This window comes from Actinomadura barringtoniae (assembly GCF_017573505.1).
Lineage (GTDB): Bacteria > Actinomycetota > Actinomycetes > Streptosporangiales > Streptosporangiaceae > Spirillospora > Spirillospora barringtoniae.
Genome location: NZ_JAGEOJ010000011.1, coordinates 167,336 through 186,950, shown reverse-complemented (window position 1 = coordinate 186,950; position 19,615 = coordinate 167,336). Strand labels below are relative to the sequence as shown.

The 19,615-nt window shown below is 68.5% G+C and carries 17 protein-coding genes, 4 tRNA genes and 1 pseudogene; 16 read left to right on the top strand and 6 right to left on the bottom strand.

All coding sequences use genetic code 11. The features are described 5' to 3' along the window. Positions 1 to 75 precede the first annotated feature (75 nt). The gene (locus tag J4573_RS26935) at positions 76 to 1,083 is read right to left on the bottom strand and encodes a glycine-rich protein (RefSeq protein ID WP_243773622.1); all 1,008 of its coding nucleotides are present in this window, start codon (positions 1,081 to 1,083) and stop codon (positions 76 to 78) included. A gap of 166 nt (positions 1,084 to 1,249) precedes the next feature. Here J4573_RS26935 and J4573_RS26930 point away from each other — a divergent pair. Together J4573_RS26930 and J4573_RS26925 are read left to right on the top strand one after the other, a co-directional pair. Beyond that, positions 1,250 to 1,324, top strand: a tRNA-Gly gene (locus J4573_RS26930). Between the two features lie 164 nt (positions 1,325 to 1,488). Beyond that, positions 1,489 to 2,112 (top strand): SAM-dependent methyltransferase, encoded by a 624-nt coding sequence (locus tag J4573_RS26925; RefSeq protein ID WP_208258644.1) that lies wholly within the window; start codon positions 1,489 to 1,491, stop codon positions 2,110 to 2,112. Positions 2,113 to 2,214: 102 nt separating this feature from the next. On the opposite strand, the gene J4573_RS26920 is transcribed toward J4573_RS26925, so the two are convergent. Continuing rightward, the gene (locus tag J4573_RS26920) at positions 2,215 to 3,120 is read right to left on the bottom strand and encodes a MerR family transcriptional regulator (protein ID WP_208258643.1); all 906 of its coding nucleotides are present in this window, start codon (positions 3,118 to 3,120) and stop codon (positions 2,215 to 2,217) included. Positions 3,121 to 3,184: 64 nt separating this feature from the next. Here J4573_RS26920 and J4573_RS26915 point away from each other — a divergent pair, with 64 nt between their 5' ends. Genes J4573_RS26915 through J4573_RS26905 form a run of 4 tightly spaced genes read left to right on the top strand, consistent with a single transcriptional unit; the run spans position 3,185 to position 5,306 of the window. Further along, positions 3,185 to 3,973 carry a maleylpyruvate isomerase family mycothiol-dependent enzyme gene (locus tag J4573_RS26915; protein ID WP_208258642.1) on the top strand — a complete coding sequence of 263 codons (789 nt, stop codon included), beginning with the start codon at positions 3,185 to 3,187 and terminating at the stop codon, positions 3,971 to 3,973. Continuing rightward, a complete protein-coding gene (locus J4573_RS54245) occupies positions 3,970 to 4,239 on the top strand; it encodes a FoF1 ATP synthase subunit a (RefSeq protein WP_243773621.1) in 270 nt (89 codons plus the stop codon). Before J4573_RS26915 ends, J4573_RS54245 begins: the two co-directional genes overlap by 4 nt. 12 nt (positions 4,240 to 4,251) lie before the next feature. Continuing rightward, positions 4,252 to 4,755 (top strand): F0F1 ATP synthase subunit A, encoded by a 504-nt coding sequence (gene atpB, locus J4573_RS54240; RefSeq protein WP_307796912.1) that lies wholly within the window; start codon positions 4,252 to 4,254, stop codon positions 4,753 to 4,755. 26 nt (positions 4,756 to 4,781) lie between these two features. Next, on the top strand, positions 4,782 to 5,306 hold the full coding sequence (locus J4573_RS26905) for a DinB family protein (protein ID WP_208258641.1): 525 nt from the start codon (positions 4,782 to 4,784) through the stop codon (positions 5,304 to 5,306). Here J4573_RS26905 and J4573_RS56205 read toward each other — a convergent pair. Next, positions 5,293 to 7,074, bottom strand: coding sequence for a HEAT repeat domain-containing protein (locus J4573_RS56205; RefSeq protein ID WP_208258640.1), 1,782 nt, complete (start codon positions 7,072 to 7,074; stop codon positions 5,293 to 5,295). The genes J4573_RS26905 and J4573_RS56205 overlap by 14 nt on opposite strands. Positions 7,075 to 7,145: 71 nt before the next feature. On the opposite strand from J4573_RS56205, the gene J4573_RS26895 reads away from it, so the two are divergent. The 6 genes from J4573_RS26895 to J4573_RS26870 all read left to right on the top strand — a co-directional run bounded on the left by J4573_RS26895 (position 7,146) and on the right by J4573_RS26870 (position 10,799). Next, complete coding sequence (locus J4573_RS26895; protein WP_208258639.1) at positions 7,146 to 8,348, top strand: M20 metallopeptidase family protein; 1,203 nt, start codon at positions 7,146 to 7,148, stop codon at positions 8,346 to 8,348. 165 nt (positions 8,349 to 8,513) lie between these two features. After that, positions 8,514 to 9,317, top strand: coding sequence for a universal stress protein (locus J4573_RS26890; protein WP_208258638.1), 804 nt, complete (start codon positions 8,514 to 8,516; stop codon positions 9,315 to 9,317). A gap of 172 nt (positions 9,318 to 9,489) precedes the next feature. Continuing rightward, on the top strand, positions 9,490 to 10,476 hold the full coding sequence (locus J4573_RS26885; RefSeq protein ID WP_208258637.1) for a CHAP domain-containing protein: 987 nt from the start codon (positions 9,490 to 9,492) through the stop codon (positions 10,474 to 10,476). A gap of 40 nt (positions 10,477 to 10,516) precedes the next feature. Next, positions 10,517 to 10,588: transfer RNA gene (locus J4573_RS26880), tRNA-Gly, on the top strand. Positions 10,589 to 10,622: 34 nt separating this feature from the next. Continuing rightward, positions 10,623 to 10,693: transfer RNA gene (locus J4573_RS26875), tRNA-Cys, on the top strand. A 31-nt stretch (positions 10,694 to 10,724) separates the two neighbouring features. Continuing rightward, positions 10,725 to 10,799 (top strand) — tRNA-Val (locus J4573_RS26870). A gap of 142 nt (positions 10,800 to 10,941) precedes the next feature. On the opposite strand, the gene J4573_RS54230 is transcribed toward J4573_RS26870, so the two are convergent. Continuing rightward, positions 10,942 to 12,120, bottom strand: a complete 1,179-nt coding sequence (locus tag J4573_RS54230; RefSeq protein ID WP_243773620.1) for a tyrosine-type recombinase/integrase — start codon at positions 12,118 to 12,120, stop codon at positions 10,942 to 10,944. A 50-nt stretch (positions 12,121 to 12,170) separates the two neighbouring features. Then, on the bottom strand, positions 12,171 to 12,368 hold the full coding sequence (locus tag J4573_RS56700) for a helix-turn-helix domain-containing protein (protein WP_208258636.1): 198 nt from the start codon (positions 12,366 to 12,368) through the stop codon (positions 12,171 to 12,173). 468 nt (positions 12,369 to 12,836) lie between these two features. On the opposite strand from J4573_RS56700, the gene J4573_RS26855 reads away from it, so the two are divergent. The 4 genes and pseudogenes from J4573_RS26855 (at position 12,837) to J4573_RS26835 (ending at position 16,695) form a co-directional block, all read left to right on the top strand. Next, the gene (locus tag J4573_RS26855; protein WP_208258635.1) at positions 12,837 to 13,385 is read left to right on the top strand and encodes a hypothetical protein; all 549 of its coding nucleotides are present in this window, start codon (positions 12,837 to 12,839) and stop codon (positions 13,383 to 13,385) included. Between the two features lie 128 nt (positions 13,386 to 13,513). Beyond that, the gene (locus J4573_RS26850) at positions 13,514 to 14,332 is read left to right on the top strand and encodes a restriction endonuclease (RefSeq protein WP_208258634.1); all 819 of its coding nucleotides are present in this window, start codon (positions 13,514 to 13,516) and stop codon (positions 14,330 to 14,332) included. Between the two features lie 259 nt (positions 14,333 to 14,591). Then, a pseudogene (locus J4573_RS26845) lies at positions 14,592 to 14,741 on the top strand (co-chaperone GroES); the annotation flags it as partial. Positions 14,742 to 16,470: 1,729 nt separating this feature from the next. Then, positions 16,471 to 16,695 (top strand): hypothetical protein, encoded by a 225-nt coding sequence (locus J4573_RS26835; RefSeq protein ID WP_208258632.1) that lies wholly within the window; start codon positions 16,471 to 16,473, stop codon positions 16,693 to 16,695. A gap of 612 nt (positions 16,696 to 17,307) precedes the next feature. Here J4573_RS26835 and J4573_RS26830 read toward each other — a convergent pair. After that, the gene (locus tag J4573_RS26830; RefSeq protein WP_208258631.1) at positions 17,308 to 19,119 is read right to left on the bottom strand and encodes a hypothetical protein; all 1,812 of its coding nucleotides are present in this window, start codon (positions 19,117 to 19,119) and stop codon (positions 17,308 to 17,310) included. Positions 19,120 to 19,615 lie beyond the last annotated feature (496 nt).

The following is a 19,615-nucleotide window of genomic DNA, read 5'->3' as shown; positions in this document are numbered from 1 at the left end:
CCCCCGAAAAACCGCGTGCAATTCCCCGAATTCAACGACGAGCATTCCCAAGATCATGTCGTGCATGCCTCCGGCTCATTGAGAGGTCTTGACCAGGCCCAGGTCGGCGACCGGCCGGTAGTACTGCAGCACGATCTGGCCGTTGCCACCATTGACGCCGATGACGCCGCCGTCCCCGATCCCGGCCTGGTAGTACGGATCGCTCTTGCCCGCGGCCACCCCGGCGAAGGTGGCGTTCCCCGTGACGCCCGCCGTCGTGGTGGCCGTCGCGCCCGCGATGATGTAACCGGAGCCGCCTCCCCCACCGGAATCGTTGGACAGGATCGTTCCGCAGGCTCCGCCGCCTCCGCCGAAATAGCCGCCACCTCCCCCGCCGCCGGCGCTGAGGGCCGTCAGCGCCGCCGTGGACGCACCGTTGCCACCCTGGTAGCGGCTCCCGGCCGTGGCGGCCCTGCTACAGAGGCCCGATGACTGGTTGCCTGCGGCGCCCCCGGCGGCCTGCGTTCCGGCGCCGCCCGCCTGGCTCGCACCGCCCGCGCCGCCGCTGGTACCACCGCCGGCACCGCCGCCCTGGTTGGTGCCGCCCGAGTTGCCGGGGCCGCCTCCGCCGCCTCCGGCGATGAGCATCGGGGTGGCGAGCGCGGCGCCCCGCCACAGCGCGCTCATGCCGCCGCCGCTCGCTCCGTCGCGCCCTCCGATCGGTGAGGGCCGGTCCCCGCCCGCTCCGCCGCCGCCGAACATCGTCCCGGCGTAGGTCGGATGGCCACCCTGCCCGACGGTGATCGTCAGGCTCTCGCCGGGCGTGACCGGCACCGTTCCGATGGTGAAGCCGCCGCCGCCCGGCCCGTTCGCCCCACCGGTGCCGCCTCCGCCGCCCCCAGCGCCCCACAACCGCACCTTCAAGGCGGTCACCTTGGTCGGAACGGTGAACGACTCGTGGGCGCCCGTGTAGGGGTAGCGCCGGCAGTTGGTGTAGCCCGTCTCGGGCGTGCAGGCCACCGGAGCGAGCGCGTGACCATGGGCCGGCGCGGGAACGGGCACTCCGATGGCCAGGGCGCTCAACAGCGCCGCAGCCGGGTTCATGAAGCGATGTCTCCGGAAGATCGAGGTCATTTCCTCCGGACCTACCCGAGGCGCTCCCAAGGGCCGGTCACCCCCCGGTCATGGGCGCGCCTGGTCCGATCCACCGGCCCGACGCGCTATATTTAGTGCCGTCGCCGCAAGGGATCGCAGGGTCCCGGCAGCGCACGCGGAAGTGGCTCAGGGGTAGAGCATCACCTTGCCAAGGTGAGGGTCGCGGGTTCAAATCCCGTCTTCCGCTCCAGCTTCAGCACGGCCTCGACCTGGGAGATCTTTCCCGGTCCGCGCGATCCTCCTCCCCGTTGCCGAAACGGCAACGAATTTTGCCGTTCTACGGGCCGTGCATGCACCCTGTGCCGGTGTCGGCCGCGGGACCTCGCGGCCACGAACCGATGGGGAGGACCAGCCATGGCGGCGACCGACGAGGCCGAACGGTTCTGGGAAGAGCGCTACCAGCGGAGCGACCGGATCTGGAGCGGCAGGGTCAACCCGGTCATGGCCGAGATCGTCGAGCCGTTGAAGCCCGGCCGCGTGCTGGACCTCGGCTGCGGCGAGGGCGGCGACGCCGTCTGGCTCGCGCGGCAGGGCTGGCGGGTGACCGGTGTGGACATCTCGGCCACCGCCCTGGAACGCGCCGCCGTCCACGTCGCCGAAGCGGGCGTTGCCGAACGGGTGACCTTCGAGCGCCACGACCTGGCCACCGACTTTCCCGAGGGCGAGTTCGACCTGGTCTCGGCCCAGTTCCTGCAGTCGCCGGTCGACTTCCCGCGCGATGAGGTGCTGCGGCGGGCGGCCGGCGCGGTCGCGGTCGGCGGGGTGCTGCTGATCGTCGAGCACGGCGCGGCCCCGCCGTGGAGCGACCACGCGCACGCCGACTTCCCCACCGCCCAGGAGACGTTCGACGTCCTCCGGCTGGACCCGGCGCGCTGGACCGCCGAGCGGGTCGACGCGCCCGAACGCGAGGCCACCGGCCCGGACGGCCACACGGGCATCCTCACCGACAACGTGATCGTCGCCCGCCGCACCCGTTAGCCCGTCCCGGAAACGGCAACGACACGGCACCAACGGCGAGTTACGGGTCGACCGCATGGCCCTGCTGATGCTGGTCGCCGGAACCCAGTTCGATGTGCGCGTTCAGGCAGCCTCTACTGCCAGCGAATCCAGTAGCCAGCGATGGGTGGCACCGAGCGTGAGGGCCTGGCCGGTGACCTGGCTGACGAGTTCCCAGTAGCGGTCGATCTGCGGCTGCTGATCCAGGGTCAGCTCCCGCTGCAGGTAGCGCCGGAACTCGGGGGTGTCGCCGCGGGCGCCCCTGACCTCCGCGTGAACGGCGACGAAATCGTCCAGCTCCGGGCCGGGCCGGGGCGCCTCGCCCGCCAGCAGGCAGGGCGTCACGACCCGGCAGGCCTCGCCGACGCCGACCATCAGTGTGTCCTCGTCGGAGATGTTGCCCATGTTGACGCGGCCGCGTGCGCGCATCCGGGCGATCAGGGCGTCGTCGCAGGTGAGCGTGACCATCTCTGCGAACGCGACCACCTGAGCGGGGGTCGGCTCGGCGGGCGCCGGCGGCACGAACGCCGCGATGAGCCCGTCCGCGAGCTCGGGCCGGATCGGCGCCTGCACCATCCGGAGCCAGAACGCCTCCAGAGCGTCGCGCGCGCCAGGCCCCTGCGCGTGCGCGAGCAATTCGAGCCGGGCGGCCCGTTCGGCGGGCGAGACCTCCGCGACGGCCGCCAGCGACGCGCGCCGCCACGCCAGCACGGACAGCTCGGCGTCCACCGCCGAACGCTCGATCGCGATCACCTCGTCCAGCGACCGCTCCCCCGTCAGGACCTCGACGATCGACGGCAGGCCCAGGCCGAGCCTGCGCAGCCGCCGGATCAGCCGGACGTTCTCCACCGCGGACGGGTCGAAGCGGCGGTGGCCGCCCGAGCTGCGGCGAACGGTCAGGATGCCCTCGTCGCAGTAGAAGCGGATCGTGCGCACGGACACGCCCGTCAGGCGGGCGAGCTCGCCGATCCCGAGTGTGTCGTCGGTCACAGGCACTTGAACCTCCACCCGGCTGGAGCTCCTACGTTACGAGAGCCGACCCAGGGAGGGACATATGGGTGCACTCACCGTGGAGCGCCTCGCCGAGGGGCTACTCGAGCAGACCGACGGGCTCGCCCGCACGATCGACGGCGCCGACCCCGAGACATGGATCCCCACGTGCCCGGACTGGGCGCTGGGCGTCCTCGTCGAGCACGTCGGGCAGGCCGTTCACTGGGCGGCCGCCCTCGTCGAACGCGGCGCGGCCGAACCCGGCCTGCCGGCCCAGCCGGGATCGCTGGAGCTCGAGCCGCACCAGTGGCCGGACTGGCTCCGCGGCGGCGCCGACCGGCTGGTGGCCGCCGTGCAGGGCCGGCCGCAGGAGGTCTGGTCGTTCCTCGGGCCGCAGCCCGCCTCGTTCTGGCTCCGCCGGATGCTGCACGAGACCGCCGTCCATCACGCCGATGCCGCGATCGCCCTGGACGCCGGCTACGAGTACGCGCCCGACCTCGCGGCCGACGGCATCAGCGAGGCGCTGGACATGATGACCAAGGCCGCCGCCCTCGGCCTCAGCGCCCGCCTCGCCCGGTTGCGGGGCTCCGGCGAGACGCTCGGCTTCAGGCCGGAGGAGGACGGGCTGGAGGGCTGGCTCGTCACCCGGATGCCGGAGGCGATCCGCTGGACGCGCGGACGCGGCGCCACCGACGTCGTGGTCACCGGCCGGGCCGCCGATCTCCTGCTCCTGCTGGCCCGCCGCGTACCGGCCGATGAGTCGCCGGTCCGCGTCCAGGGCGATCGCGCGCTGCTCGACCACTGGCTGGAGCACACCGCGTTCGAAGGCGCCAAACCCGAGACGGTCTCGTGACCGCGACGCAGGGCGCGGGCGGCTTCGAGCCGCCCGGCACCGGCATCTTCCAGTGGGGTCCGCTCATCCCGGGCGGGCCCCACTGGCTGACCAAGCCGGTCCTCATCGTGCTGCTGTCGGCGGCGATCGTCTGTGTCTTCTTCTGGAGCGCGTTCCGCAGACCGCAGCAGGTGCCTCGCGGCATGCAGAACGTAGGCGAGCTCGCCTACCTGTTCGTACGCGACCAGATCGCGCGCCCGACGATCGGCCGGGACGGCGACGCCTAGCTGCCGTTCCTCGTGCCGCTGTTCTTCTTCATCCTCGTCATGAACCTCATGGGCGTCGTGCCAGTGCTTCAGCTACCCGGCACGTCGCATTTCGCGATCCCGCTGCTGCTGGCGCTTTCGGTGTACGGCATCTACATCACGGTGAGCATCCGGCGACAGGGCCTGACCGGCTATTTCAGGAACATCATGTTCCCGCCCGGTCTCCCCCGCTGGGTGTACGGCTTCTACGCGCCGCTGGAGCTCGTCCACCATGTGCTCCTGCGCCCGTTCACCCACTCGATCCGGCTCTTCGCGAACATGTTCGCCGGGCATCTGCTCATCGCGTTCTTCTCGTACACGGCCTACCGGTTCCTGGTCGAGAACCTCAGCCCGAGCATGTTCGGGGTGGGAATCGTGGGATTCGTGATGACGGTGGTGATGACGGCCTTCGAGATGTTCGTGCAGGTCCTGCAGGCCTACATCTTCACGCTGCTGGCGGCCTCCTACATCGATGGGGCGCTCCATCCCGATCATTAGGCACACGCGGTGCTAGCTTCGCGGACATGGTCAAGGAAGTGGAGTCCCCGCCCGAACCGCCCGGGTCGCTCACCGATCCGGGCGAGCTGCTCGACGGCTATCTCGACTTCTACCGGGACGCGGTGCTGCGCAAGCTGGACGGGCTGACAGAGGAGCAGGTGCGCACGAGCGTTCTGCCTTCCGGGTGGACGCCGCTGGAGCTGCTCGTGCACCTGAGGTACGTGGAGATCCGATGGCTGCGGTGGGGGTTCGCGGCCGAGCAGGTCAGCGAGCCGTGGGGTGACCAGGGGCCGGACGAGCGGTGGCACGTGCCGGAGAACCTGACCTACGCCGAGGTGAGGGCCGAGTTCCTCGCGACGGCCGAGCGGTCACGGGAGATCGTGGCGGGGGCGCGGCTGGGCGACATGGCCGCGGTCGGCGGGCGGTTCCCGACTGCGGACGAGGCGCCGTCGCTGGCGTGGATCCTGTTCCACGTACTGCAGGAGTACGCGCGGCACACCGGTCACCTGGACGTGGTGCGCGAGCTGATGGACGGCATCATCGGGGAGTGATCCGGTCCAGGATCTTGGACAGGACGTAGGCGACGACGCGGTCGGGCTCGGCCTCGTGGGCCGCCTCGATCGCGTCCCGGCATTCTGACGTGCACGCCTTTTCCAGGCCGGACGCGGCGCCCGAACGGACGTCGCGCTCCGGATCGGCCAGCCGGCCGTGCAGCGCCCGGTGGAGCGGGTCGCCGGGCACGTGGGCGACCTTGGCCGCGCAGCGGCAGGCGCGCGAGCGCAGCTCCGCGTCGGGGTCCTCGATGAGCGGAGGCCACTCCTCGGGCGGCGGCGCGGCCCCGGCCTGGACGAGGGTGTCGATGGCGACCGTACGGATGCCGGGTTCGGGGTCGGTGAGGCGCGCGTGCGCGGCCGTCGCCCAGAAGCGGCTCGGGATCTTGATGGAGGCCCAGGAGCCGCGGGCGAGCCGGTAGAGGGTCTGCCAGCGGATCGCCGGGTCCTCGTCCTCCAGCAGGACGCTCAGGATCGGGATGAGGCCCGTCCGGCGTTGCGAACGCAGGAGGTCGGAGGCGGCCTCACGACGTACGAGGCGATCGGGATCCGTGACGGCGGCCGCCATCACCATGCCCTCCCAGCGGGCGTCCTTGTCCCAGGCGAAGGCGTGCACGGCGACGGCCCGTACGGCGGGATCGGGGTCGGCGATCATCGCCTGCACGCGGCGGAAGAGCGGCAGGTGGCGGGGGCCCGGACGGGCGAACTGCAGGGTGGGCAGCGCACGAACGGCCGCGACACGGACACGCGCATCGGGATGGTCGAGGTGGTCCGCGATCACCTGCTCGGTGCCGAGCCTGCTCGCGACGGCGATCCTGATGGTGGGTTCGGGGTCGTCCGCGAGAGAACGGATCGCCTCGGTGGCCTCCTCGTCGGGCTTGCGCATCCAGGTCAGGGTGGTGAGCGCCGTCTGCCTCACCTTCGGATCCGGGTCGCGGAGCGCGGGGACGGCGAGCCGCGTGCCGTCGGGGCCTCCGCTCTTCAACGCCCAGACGGCGGTGGCGCGCACGAGGGGCGAGGCGGAGTTCGTGGCGGCCTCGGCCAGCATCCGGCATCCGGGTTCGGACAGGTTCGGCCAGTCCCAGCGGCCCCAGCGCGCCGCGATCATCCGGGCGGCCCAGACCGCCTCCTCGGGATCGGGGTGGTCGCGAACGACCGAGGCCGTCCAGCCCGGCCGGTCGAAGTCGGTCTCGGGCCGCAGCGTCGGCCGGGCCTTCCGCTCGTCCGAGCGCGCCTTCGCGCCGTCCAGCCACTCCTCGTACCAGGCGAGGAAGTCCGGCGCCGGATGGTAGATGGGGCTGAAGTACTCGTCATCTGCCTCGACCATCACCATGCGGCCCCGGCCCGGGCCGCTGACCACCAGCAGCGTCCGGGGCCTGGCCGTCTCGTGATAGTCCCACTCCATGTCGCCCTGCCGGTTGAGCAGGAGCGTGCCGAGGTAGCCGGACCAATGGCCCCACTGGGAGCTCCGGTAGAAGACGTTCAGGTCTTCGGGTCCGCAAGGGAAGTTCGCGGCGAGTTTATGGGTGGTGAGGTGCGGGTCGAGGGGTTCGAGGCCCTCATAGGGGCCTGGGCCGCCGTTCCCCAGCGTTGTGATGAACGCGCGGTAGCCCTCTGGGAGGCGGATGCCGTTGCGTTGCTCGAACGCCTCGACGTCCTCGATCGGAAGCGGCGGGTTGAGCTCCAGGTCCGCCGCCTTGCGCGCGATGCGATCCAGCCGTTCACGCAAGTCGCCCTCAACGCTGTCGTTCTCGGCCGCGGTGATCACCCCTCTCTTCCTGGGACGCGTCGTGGCTGGTTAGGGTTCCCGTAGTGTGAGCAAGCGATCAAGGAGGGCCTGTGACCCGGTCCCTGCGCGGTGACGCCGCCGAACTTCAGAACGACCTCGTACTGCTGCGCCGTGCCCTGCACCGCGAACCGGAGCTGGGCCTGGACCTCCCCCGTACCCAGGAGAAGGTGCTGGCCGCGCTGGACGGCCTGCCGCTGGAGGTGGCGCAGGGCTCGCGCCTCAGCTCCGTGACGGCGGTGCTGCGCGGCGCGCGACCCGGTCCGACCGTGCTGCTGCGCGGCGACATGGACGCGCTGCCGGTGACCGAACGCGGGGACGCCGACCTGATCTCGCGTACGCCCGGGCAGATGCACGCCTGCGGGCACGACCTGCACACCACGATGCTCGCGGGCGCGGCCCGCCTGCTGTCGGGGATCCGCGACGACCTCGCCGGGAACGTGGTGTTCATGTTCCAGCCCGGCGAGGAGGGGCTCGGCGGGGCCAAGATCATGATCGACGAGGGCGTGCTGGAGGCCTCCGGCGAACGGCCGGTCGCCGCGTACGCGCTGCACGTCCTGTCGGCGGGGCTGCCCGCCGGGATCTTCGTCACCAAGGGCGGGCCGGTCATGGCGGCGGCCGACCGGCTGCGGGTGACGGTCAAGGGCGTGGGCGGCCACGGGGCCACGCCCCACCTGGCCAAGGACCCGCTGCCCGCCGCGTGCGAGATGGTCACCGCGCTGCAGACGATGGTGACGCGTGCCTTCGACCCGTTCGACCCGGTGGTGCTGACCATCGGCAACTTCCACTCGGGAACGATGGACAACGTCATCCCGGACGAGGCGGCCTTCTCCGGCACCGTCCGCTCGTTCTCGCCGGGCGCGCACGAGCGCCTCAAGGAGCGGGTCGTCGAGGTCGTCCGGGGGATCGCGGCGGCGCACGCGCTGGACGTCGACGTCAGCTACGTGCAGGACTACCCCGTCACCGTGAACGACCACGCCGAGGCCGCATTCGTCGGCGCCACCGTACGGGAGGCGTTCGGCGAGGACCGCTACTTCGACGCGCCGCAGCCGTTCCCGGCGTCCGAGGACTTCTCGTTCGTGTGCAACGAGATCCCCTCCTCGTTCGTGATGCTGGGCGCCTGCCCGTCCGACCGCGACCCGGGCAAGGCGGCCTTCAACCACTCCCCCGACGCCGCGTTCAGCGACTCGGTGCTCGGGGACGGCGCAGCGCTCCTCGCCGAACTAGCCGTACGCCGCCTGGCCTCGACGTCCTGAGCGCCAACCTCCACGTCCCGGGCGCTGGCCTGTACGTCCTGGGCGCTGGCCTGCACGTCCCGGGCGCTAACCTCCAGGTCCTGAGCCAAGGCCGCTGGACGCATTACAGACCGGCCGGATCCCCGATGACGTGAGCCCCGGCCGGAACGGGGAAGGATCAGGGACATGATCGGGGAACACGTGCTCGCCGGATTCAAGGGCGACGCGGGCGGCCGGGAGGCGCTCCATCTCGCCCGCGCCGTCGTCGCGCTCACCGGCGGGAAGCTCACGGTCGCCGCCGTACACCCGCCGGACCGGCCCGCGGCGGCCGGCGAGGCGCGCACGCTGCTGGAGCAGGCGCACGAGCTGCTCGGCGACATGCCCGTCGAGTTCGACGTGCAGGAGAGCCGCAGCGTCGCGCGCGGCCTGTCGGTGATGGCCAGCCGGATCGGCGCCGACCTCATCGTGATCGGCTCGACCCCGGGCGGCGCGCACGGCCGGATCAGCATCAGCAGCGCCTCCGACCACCTGCTCCACTCGGCCACCGAGGCCGTGATGCTCGCGCCCGAGGGCTACGAGCCGCCCGAGGCGCTGAGCCGCATCACCGTCGCCTACGTGCGCCGCCCCCAGTGCGACGAGGCGGTCGAGCGCGCCGCCCAGGCCGCCGTACGGCTGGACGTTCCGCTGCGGCTGCTCACCCTCGCGCTCGGCGACGAGCCGCGCGGCAGGCTGAACGACGATCTCGCGCTGGCGATCAGGCTCGCGCAGGACTCGTCAGGCCTCTTCGAGGACCGCGTGACCGCCGAACTCGCCGAGGGCGACGACGTCGCCGACGCGTTCACCAGCGTGGACTGGCCCGAGGGCGAGCTGCTCGTCTGTGCCAGCAGCGAGGACGCCTCGGCGCACCGGGTGTTCATCGGCGAGGTCAGCCTCAAAATGCTCCGCGCGGCGCCATGTCCGGTCACCGTGCTCCCCAGGGGCTATTCCTGACATAGCTAGGCCCGACTACCGCCCCCATAGTCCAGATCGACCGTTTCCTCCTGAACCGCTTGCCCCCACCTCTTTACCTCGGCTACATTCCAGCGAGATCGGAGCGTGACCTTGGGACCGCTCCGAACCGGGTCGGTCCCCTCGCCGACCCGTCGGGGTGGCAAGGAGCGCAATGGATCCGGTCGGCAAGAAACTGCTCGACATCGCTAAAGACCAGCTCGGTTATACCGAGAAGGGCGACGGCTACACCAAGTTCGGCGACTGGTACGCCAAGAACATCGACGGCGACCACGACTCGTACTTCAAGACCGCCCCCTGGTGCGACATGTTCCTGGCCTGGGCCGCCGACAAGGCCGGCGTCCAGGACTCGGCCGGGCAGTTCGCCTCCACGATCGACCACGCCAAGTGGTTCAAGAAGCAGGACGCCTGGGGCACCAAGCCCGAGCCCGGCGCCATCGTCTTCTTCGACTGGTCCGGATCCCACGACGTCGACCAGATCGACCACGTCGGCATCGTCGAGAAGGTCGACGGCAGCACGCTCACCACGATCGAGGGCAACAACGGCGGCTACAAGCTCGCCCGCGCCACCCGCGACATGGACCAGGTCGTCGGCTTCGGCTACCCCGGCAAGGTCAAGGTCGCCACCGAGACGACCGCCAAGTACGCCCCCAGGCACGCCGCTCCCGCCCCCACGGTCGAGCACCTCACCCCCGACACCGGCGCCACCAACGTGCAGCACGACAAGCCGGTCCACCACACCCCGCTGCCCAACCAGGAGATGATCCTCGGCGGCCTCCTGGCCCTGGTCCTGTGCGGCACCGTGGCCCTCGCCGCCGGCAAGGCCGCCGCCGCGATGACCCCCACGTCTCCCCCGGTCCGCGTCCGCAAGCGCGGCAAGCACCACCGCGTCACCCCGGTGGAGCTCCCCGCCGAGATCACCCCGGCCGTCCTCGAAGAGGCCGAGACCGCGACCACGATCATGCCCGCGCTCTCCCTGGCCGCCGCCCACGAGGCCGAGGATCGCGAGTTCTGGGGCCGCATCGCGCCGCTGGCCGAGGACGAGGAGCTGTCCTTCTGGGACTCGCTGCACGCCGAATCCACCCTCTCGACCGCCGCCCGCGAGCGCGCCGAGTACGCAACCACTCCCGGATTCCGCTAAAGTTAACTCTGCGCGGCCGGGGTGAAACCCCGTCCAGCAAGCGGAAGTGGCTCAGTGGTAGAGCATCACCTTGCCAAGGTGAGGGTCGCGGGTTCGAATCCCGTCTTCCGCTCTGAGAGGCCCTGTTCACGGCATGGTCTCGCTCTGGTGGAGTGGCCGAGAGGCGAGGCAACGGCCTGCAAAGCCGTGTACACGGGTTCAAATCCCGTCTCCACCTCGACGCACGTGCCGACCCCGGCACGAGCTCCGGGCGATTAGCTCAGTGGGAGAGCGCTACCTTGACACGGTAGAGGTCACTGGTTCAATCCCAGTATCGCCCACCACTCTTTCCCGAGGTCAAAGCCTCGTCTCAGTCAACTGAGACGAGGCTTTCGCCGTTCCTGGAGAAAAACTGGAGATCATCCACCGCAGAGCGCTACCGCGCACCGCTCACTCCCCCGCGACCGGGCCACTCTCAGTGACCTCCTACACCAGCCCAGGTGGGACGATCTTGATGAGCTGGTGGCGCTCATCGGGCGTCAGCGCCGCTAGAGTGGCAACCCAACGAGCTTGCAGAACCTCGAGCACTCGCCGCTGCATGCCTGGCGTGACGTGCTCGTAGACATCGCCCATGCCCCTCATCTTGTGGCCCAGCCGCGCTGCCCGGGCGACTTCGGGGATGAGATCTTCAGCCAACCAGGTCCTGTGGGTGTGACGGCCTTCATGGAAGGTGAACCCAGGCAAGATCGCGGGAACGCGCGCATCAGGGTCAAGATTGTCGGGGTCACCATCCCAGACAGGGCGCCAGAACCTGCGCGTGAAGTTGCTGCGGCGCAGCACTCCCCCGCGAGCCCCGGTGAACACGCGGTGGTACGAGCTCTGCTCCAGCAGGAACTCATACAAGACCGGCAAGAACGCAGGCAGTTGGATCCACCGCTTACCCGCCGGGCTCTTGGGCCGCGGAGCCTCCTCGATCTGCCCGGCAGCCTCCCGCGGCGGCCGCCTCACGGGGAACTGCTGGTTCACGCGGTCGTACATGCCGGGGCGCTGGGAGATGAGCTCCGACCATCGCGCACCGGTATAGGCGTCCAGCAGCGTCAAGACAAAGGCGCCGTAGCCGGCCAGCTCGGCCATGCGCAGAGCCGCCCTGAGGACCTGGGTCGGCGTCGCCACCTGCCGCTCGACCTCGTCCTCACCGGAGGTGACTCGGATTCCATGACAGGGATTGGCCGGGATCCTTCTCGCCATGACAGCTCCGTTCATGATCGTGGAGAACAAGGCGAAGACCGAGGCGACCGTCGAATCAGCAAGCTCGTCATGCAGCTCGTTCACCCAGCCCTGCACCTCCAGATGGTTATTGACGATCAAGATGAGCGGCCAGTCCTCCCACTGCGGGAGGATCCGGCTCCGCAGCTGTGACCGGTACTTGGCCTCGGTGTTGATCGCCCTGCGGCCGACCGACATCCACTCATCAACAAAGTCACCGAACCTGGTCTCCCCCTCATCAGGATCGATCCACGTCCGGCGCCGGATCATCGCCTCCTGCTCCTCACCCCAGCGCTCAGCCGCGGTCCGGGTCTCAAAGCCCGGTTCTGAGCCATAGGTTCCGTCGGGCTTCTTATAGCGAGCTCGCCATTTCTTGCCCAACCTCTCGGCGTAAGCCATCGCTCCCCCTGTTCTTTGGCCAGCATCCGTAGAGGCAAGATCTGTGAGCTCTAGCGCGCGGCAGCCCGGCGTGGGGGCCGCCGGCCCTCTCGTATGAGCAGGGCGAGGTCGTCATCGCTGAACCGCAGATGCTTGCCAAGAAAGGTGCACGGGATCGCGCGGGCTGCGGCCTTCTTCCGCAGCCACGACTCCCGAACCCTCAACAGCCGCGCAGCCTCAGCCGGCGTATGTACGCGAGGCGTATCCATCTACGCAGCGAACCCGGTCGACCTCACACCCTGTTGTCAAGGAGACCGTTCGCCAGGCTGCCCGACCTGGAGACGACTCACACGCACACCTTGGCGGATCCGCCTGCTGACATACCGCCAACACGACCGCGGGACTACCGGGCCGTTGGCCGCGGGTCGGGCTCTATTGAGGTCGTGGCATCGATACCGGAAGGTTTCATGGCCAGGTGCTTGATTTGTGGCTCTGCGGAGTAGAGCGATTCCATCGCTGGATGCTGTTGGCAAGGTCTTCACTGACTTGATCCGCCAGACGCTTCCATCGGGGCTTCCCTCGACGGATTCAGTCCTCGCCTTGCAGCTGGCTCCAGGCAGGCATACGCGTTGTCACCCAGCCCTCGGCCGACAGGATGAGGCCGCCGCCAATAAGCGTTGTCGATGGAACCTGGACTCGATGCCTCTCCGTCCGATAGGGGAGGTGAGGAGGAACAGATGACCTACGCGGATCAACTACCTGCCTTGGTCGGCGTGGTCATCGGAGCCATCGGCTCGTACACCGTGTCGAGTCTCACCGAAAGAAGCCGATGGCGGCGGGCTCGAGCTGAACGCTGGGACCAATCAAAGCTCCAGGCCTACACCCGCTACGCCAACTCCCTGAAAGCTCAATTCCGCATCGCGACACGAATCGCTGCGGCGAGGGGCCTCGCCACGGCCGTCGAACCCATGGATCCACATGAGGGGCTGCAGCAGTTCGCCGAAGCAGAGTCCAGACGAACGGCCGAGTGGGAGTCCATGCTGCTCCTTGCGGATGTCACAACCATCGCCGCCGCCCGGGCCTGGCATGAGGCCGTCTGGGGCCTCCGCCCCTACATTCGTGGACTGCACGACGACCCAGAGGATTGGCGCAGAGCACTCCAACGCACAAGTCACGCCAGAGACGGCTTCTATGCCGCCGCACGCAACGACCTTGGAATCGAAGGAGTACCACCGCACCCGAGTCCCTGGCCAGGAGACACGGAAGACCACGACGCGCCGCCATGACCAGGACACTCGGTTTGGTCCAACAGCGACAGATCGCCCGTCACCGAACGAGTTCTGGCCCCGGCCGGTGACTGCCAGAGGTCCTGTGGGCAAGCCGTCTTGTCGGTGGTCTCTCGTAGCGTGAACGGGTGCCCAGACGTTCCAACGACTTTCAGGCCGTCATCTACTTCGTCAGGTCGCACCTGGATTCGGATGTCGCGGTGACTGAATCCGCCGTACTGCCCGATAGGACAGGTGCCGGGCCCCGTGAAGTAGACGTACTGATCACCAGCCGCGTCGGCAACGGCGAAGTTCGGATCGGGGTCGAGTGCCGCGACCACCAAAAGACTCCCGACGTCGCCTGGGTCGAGCAAGTACGCGCCAAGCAGCTCGACCTGGAGCTGGACCGAATGGTGCTGGTCTCCTCCAGCGGTTTCACCTCAGGCGCTGTGGCCAAGGCCCGGTACTACAACATCGAGCTTGTAACCCCCAACAGGCCCATCTCTCCCGACGGCCCGTTGGGACGGCTCGGAGGACCTAGCTTGGAGTTTCGCGACCTCGTCCGCGAGCGCTTGATCGAAGTCTCTGGTGTCGTAGAGCGCGACGGGCAACCCGAGGAGATCCCTCTCGCAGCCAGGGCTGTTGTCTTCGACGCAGACGGGACGGATGTCAGCAGCATCATCGAAGTGGTCGCAACAGCTTTGGACAAGGCAGACTTGCGCGAGGCCGTTGCGAGTGCTCCTGGGCAGACCCTGGAACTTTCCATGGAAATCGATGACCTGGTACTCCGCCCGGCTACAGGCGGAGACGCGATCAAGGCGTTTGTTCGTACGGAACCACCTCCTCGGCAGCTCCTCCGCCTGATCGCGCTCAAGGCCCTAATCGCGGCTCGAGTCGAAGCACGGCCAGTGCCCTATCGGCAGGCGACCTGCAAGGGCAGGCCTACGCCGTGGGTGCAGGACGGGTAGGCGGCAACCGGGCCCTCGTTGTCTTCTCCAAGTCTCCAGACAACGAGCGCATGTCCGTCCGCCTCACCAACACCGATGGTCAAGTCACCGATTGGATCGCCGACCGAGCAACCCAGACCCTGAGACCTCACAATCCCGAGCTGGAGTGAGTATGGTCGCTCGACCGCCCCACTCGACAACTAGCCATCCCGTGCCTATGGCCGCACCAGACCGCCAAGCTCGAGCCGCAACCGAGCGCGCCGCAAGGCTGCGCTGACCTTGGGGCGAGGTCTGCGGGGCCGGGCACCACGCGCGCACCGTCAAGGTCGGCGACCGCGTCCTCTTCCACCCCGACGACCAGTACGAGGTCGAGATACAGGGCGAGAACTACCTGGTCATGCGCGAACGCGACCTGCACGCCATCGCCTGATTTCGGGGGCGGGAAACTCTCATGCTTAGGGCCAGGTGGGACATTGGGGCGGCGGACATGGTCGGCCGGTGAATGTTCGAGGATCCCGTCGATCACGCACGTCCGGTAGAAGCCGGCCACTACCGACAGCCGCCGGAACACGGTGGAGGGCCGGAACCGGCGGATCTCCTGGAGCCATCGCACATACATCTCCACATGCGCGCGCTGCACAATCAGCGGATCCAGGCGCCGTTCGGCGCACCAGGCCAGGTAGATACGCAGGTCCGACTCGGTGTGCATGCGTGAGTCACCCTTGTACCGAGCCAAGTAGGCGATGGTCGCCAACCGCAGGACCTCCCGATGTGCACTCCTGGCGCTGGGCTTCGCTTCCAGAGGTTCATCGAACGAAGTCATCCCTGCGACGCTGCGCCCGCATGAAGCGCCGGACCAGACCGACCACATGCGGTATGAACGGACGCTGCCAGGCAGGGCTCGGCCGAGGGCGCTGCGGTCATGACTGACGAGGAACGCCTGCAGAGGATGATCGACGAACTCCGGCAGATGCGCGGGCAGTGTGAGCCCAAGTCCAACCAGAACCCGAGGTACCTGCGGTATTCCAACGCGGTCACGGCACTCCGGTGGATAGTCGGTGATCTCAATAGGGAACGCGGTGAGAGCAGTCGCGGTTGAGTGTTCGCTCGCCTCCCGGCGGCATGTGAGTGTGTTTCGCGCGCCAGCTCGCCGATGTGGGGTCTGGGTGGGGAGAGGCCGTGCCGCGCAGTCAGGCTGTGGCGGCGCCGAGCGCAGGCTACTCCGAGGCACATAGTGGCGGGTCTGACGACGACCCGGTCACGTGGCGGTTGCCCTCGGTGATCGGAACCATGCCTGTCACGTGGGCTGCGCGATCGCTGAGAGTCTGCGTCGGTATCAGCTGTTGTGCATGTGCCTGCGGGTAGTGAGGTACGCGAGCGCCTCGTCCAGTGCGAGCAGGCCGGTCGTGGTCATCGTTCCGCGATCTGCGCCGGCTGCTCGGCGTCGACGTCGCCGACCGCGGCGAGACGCTCGCGCATGCGGCTGACGATGCGAGGATCTCCGCGTCCTTGGCGGCCGAGCCAAAGATGCGAAAGTCCGGACGGTAGACGAGTGCGGCGAGTTGGGTGCGCTCGAAGAAGTCACGGTAGGCGCCCTCGATGTCTCGGTTTCGATGATCGACACGATGCATCCGCCGATCGCAGCGAAGAAGGCGGTGCCCAGGCCGGTGAGATCCGTGGCGGTGCGGGTGAGCAGAGGACGTCGTCGAAGCGACCACGCTGCCCGTCTCGGACGACGCGGCCCTGCGAAGCCAGCGTGCCGGTGAGCGGGTCGGCCGGGTCGGCCAGTGCTCCGCCGTGCGGCGGCGGCACGTCACCGCCCCAGAACGCCTCGTCGCGCCGGCGGGCGGCCTCGAGGTGGGTGCGGCTGGCCGAGGGGGCGCGAAGGGCGTTGGGTCTTGCCTTGCAGGAGAGCACGAGCTCAAGGCCGGGCAGGATCGGAACTGATCACCTGTTGTTTGGCCTGTTGGCGGGAGGTGGGGTGGCCGCCGAGATGCTCGCCGTCCATGGCGCGACCACGGAGCGTGTCCGCTCTACTCGGCGGCAGTTGGCAAGCGTATGTATTGCGGCTGCGCCGAGGGCATCGGTGCAGAGGCACCGACTGGCGGTTCGCTGGTGCTGCCGGAGGAACTGGTGGTGGTGAGGGGCGGCTGGCGGTTGTGTGGCAGGCCAAGGACGATGCCATCGAAGCTCAGGACTATGCTCGCGCCGCCGAACTTAGGGACGAGGAGAAGGCCACGCTGCGCCGCGCCGTGAGTGAACTTGACGAGCAGCTGGCCAGAACCCAGTTCGCCGCCGCGATCGACGCGGTCATGAAGCTGCAGGCTGAGGTGGGCAGGCTCGGCGGACTTCTTCAGCACTGGCATGGCGCCGACGCCTGGTGAGCTCCTGAAGGCGGTGAGGGAGTAGTCGTCGGGGGCGTGGAGTCGGTGGTGCTCGCGGTGCCGCTGAAATCGCCGGTAACCGTCGATCACGTGGCGGAGGTCGGCCGCGGCCAGTGCCGATGTGCACCTCCACGAACGGGACCGTCGAGCAGGCGATGCTGTGCTATTGCCGGGCCGGATCGGGGCCGCGGTGCGTCCCTATGGGCACTCGGTGCTCTGGGGTGCTCGGGCATGTCCATGTGGCCGATTCGATCTCTCTGGCGAGAGTCATGGGGTGCGGGTGCCCGGGAAGACAAGCAGGCCACACTGGAGCACCCGTCCCGGGACGCATGTACTCCAAGAAGAGATCTTGAACTTGTTCGGCGCATTGTCTTGTCGCGGTCACCGAGTTCCAGGAGGGGTCTACGGCCAGGCTGCCGAGTCGCGCCCCGTTAATGAGCAGGTCGCCGCGCAGCATCCCGTCTTGCATTCCGTAGGAATCGTGACCGAGTTCGGCCGCGTATCCGGCCGCCGCAAGGTCGTTTGCGACGGGCCGGAACGCGTCCTCAAGGTGAGTGTCCATCACCCTCATCTTAGGCCTGGCCTATGAGCACAGGCCGTCACGAGCATCAATTAAGGGCCTGGCTTGTACGTGCAATTCACGAACGCGTACCCGCCAGCGGCAGGGTACGGGATGTTGAACCAGTACCAAAGGAACGATACTTCCGAGCCATCCTGCATGGTGTGCGACAGATTGGCGCCGACGACCGGGAAGGGGTTGGACAGGCTTCCATGGAAGAAGTAGTCCCATGGCTCGACGTGTGGTTGATACGAATTGGCTTGGTAGCCGTCGGCAAACGTCTGGTTGGCGTAGTAGACGGTTCCCTGAATGCCGGTCGATGCTTTGATCGGTGCCGACCACGGGAGGCTGGTCGGGCCTGACTCGATGTTGACTGTTGCCGATGGCTCGTCGAATATCCCGGTGCATGGCGGGAAAGCGGCGGCCCTCGCGGCTTTCGGGCGTACCAGGACGAGTGGCCGGGAAGCTAGCGTGTCGTCTTGTCGCGCCTTGTTGAGCTCGTCCATTTCCTCCTGTGTCAACTGGCCTCCGCCGTGCGGCTGTCCTGTCCCGATGGTTTTGGCGATGAGCTTGAGGACCGGGTCGGGCAGGAGGTCGTTGAGGAAGTAGCCGCGGACCGAGATCTGAACGTGCACGGGTGCGGCGCCGTGGTTGGTGACGGTCAGTTTGCCGTCTCGGCTGGGGATCGAGATGTCCGAGCCGGAGGATGTGCCGACGGTGCCGCTGAGGTCGTCGTAGTTGACTGAGGAGATGTTGGGGTCTTGGGTTCCGGCCGGGTAGACCGACAGGTATCCGGCCTCGGTCGGCTGACGGGCGCCGATGTTGATGGCAGCCGCATCGACCGCGCTGGCCGGCACGTTCGCCGGCTGCACCACATCAAAGGTGAGTGAAGCTCCCGCACCGAGGGGTGTGGTGGTCTTGTCGGGCTGCTGCCCTTCGATGGTGTTGAGCACGTTGGTGGGCTCGACCGGCTTGTAGGTCGCACCGCCCTGTTCGGCGGCGTTGTTGAAGTAGCCGCGCACCGACACCGACACATGCACGGTCCCGGACCCGTGGTTGACCAACGTCAGCTGCCCGGTACCCGACAGGGGCGCAAGGGTCAGGTTGGAGTCCTGCCCGCCGGGGCTGTAGTCCAGGACGCCGATACCCGAATCCTTGGAGTCGGACGGGTACAGCGAAATCCAGCCCTTTTGCGGCTGCGACACCGCCGCGACGTGCAGCGCGGCGACCCGCGCCCCGGTCGCGGGAATGCCGCCCTTGCCGGCGACGGTGAAGGTCACCTGGGAGTTTGCGGGGATCGGGGTCGTCTGAGACGGGGTGCCGGTGCCGTTGCGGGTGTCGTAGATGACGGCACTGTTGACCGGGTAGTACTCGGTGCCGGCGCTGGTGGCCGAGGCGTCCAGGAAGTAGCCGCGGGTGGCCACGAACAGATGCACGGCGCCGTCACTGTTGTTGGTGACGGTGACCTTGCCGGCCGAGGTCAGGCGAGTGATGTCTTGCCCGGTGGCGCTCTCCCCTTCGCGGAACGCCAGGGTCGCGGTGGTGGTGAGTGCGTCGGAGGGGCTGACGGTGAACCATCCGAACTTCTCCGCGCCGATCGCGGAGATGTTCAGCGAGACCGCCGACACCCCGGTCGCTGGGACCTGGCCTTGCCCGGCAACGTTGAAGGTCACCGACTTGCCGGGGGCGAGCTTGGCAGTGCCGACACCGCCGGTGCCGTTGCGGGTGTCAGCGATCGCGCTGATGGGGACCGGTACGTACTGCTGGTTGGAGGGGGCAGCGTCTTGCGCTACGTCGGCCCTGGCGGCCGGTGTGGCGGCGCGCGGCGCGGTCATCGCACCGGCCAGGGCGAGGACGATGGCCAAAAGCGCGAGGGCTCTGTGCCCTCTCTGTTTGCTCAGAGAACTGTGGGGGGACAAGTACGTCCTTCCGCTCGATCGAGGTTTGCGGGCCTGCGGCCTCTGTCGAGCGGGGACTCGGGCGGGGGCGCTGGCACGCCGGGGAACCTCCCCACCCACAAACTCGAACATAGATTCGAGTCCGTGGTGCGCCTCCAGAACGTAGCCCAGTCGGGCATATGGAGCCAATGGGGTCTGCGGCAAAGAAGCTTTTGCCATCAAGGCAGCGTTAAGACCGTCAACCGGCCGCGCATCGCAGGCGTCCGCACGCGGAAAGCTGCCCACTGCCCCGACCCGGAGGTAGTGCAGCGGTACGTGCCGAGCGCCGTAAGAATTGGCATGGGTCCCCGGTAACAGACCGCTTTTGTGGCTCGGGGCCCGGGGCGTAGGGCCCGAGTCGATGTCCAGCAGGTCGACGACCTCCTCACCCGATGAGGTCACTCGGCCGCCGCTGGTGCCTTGA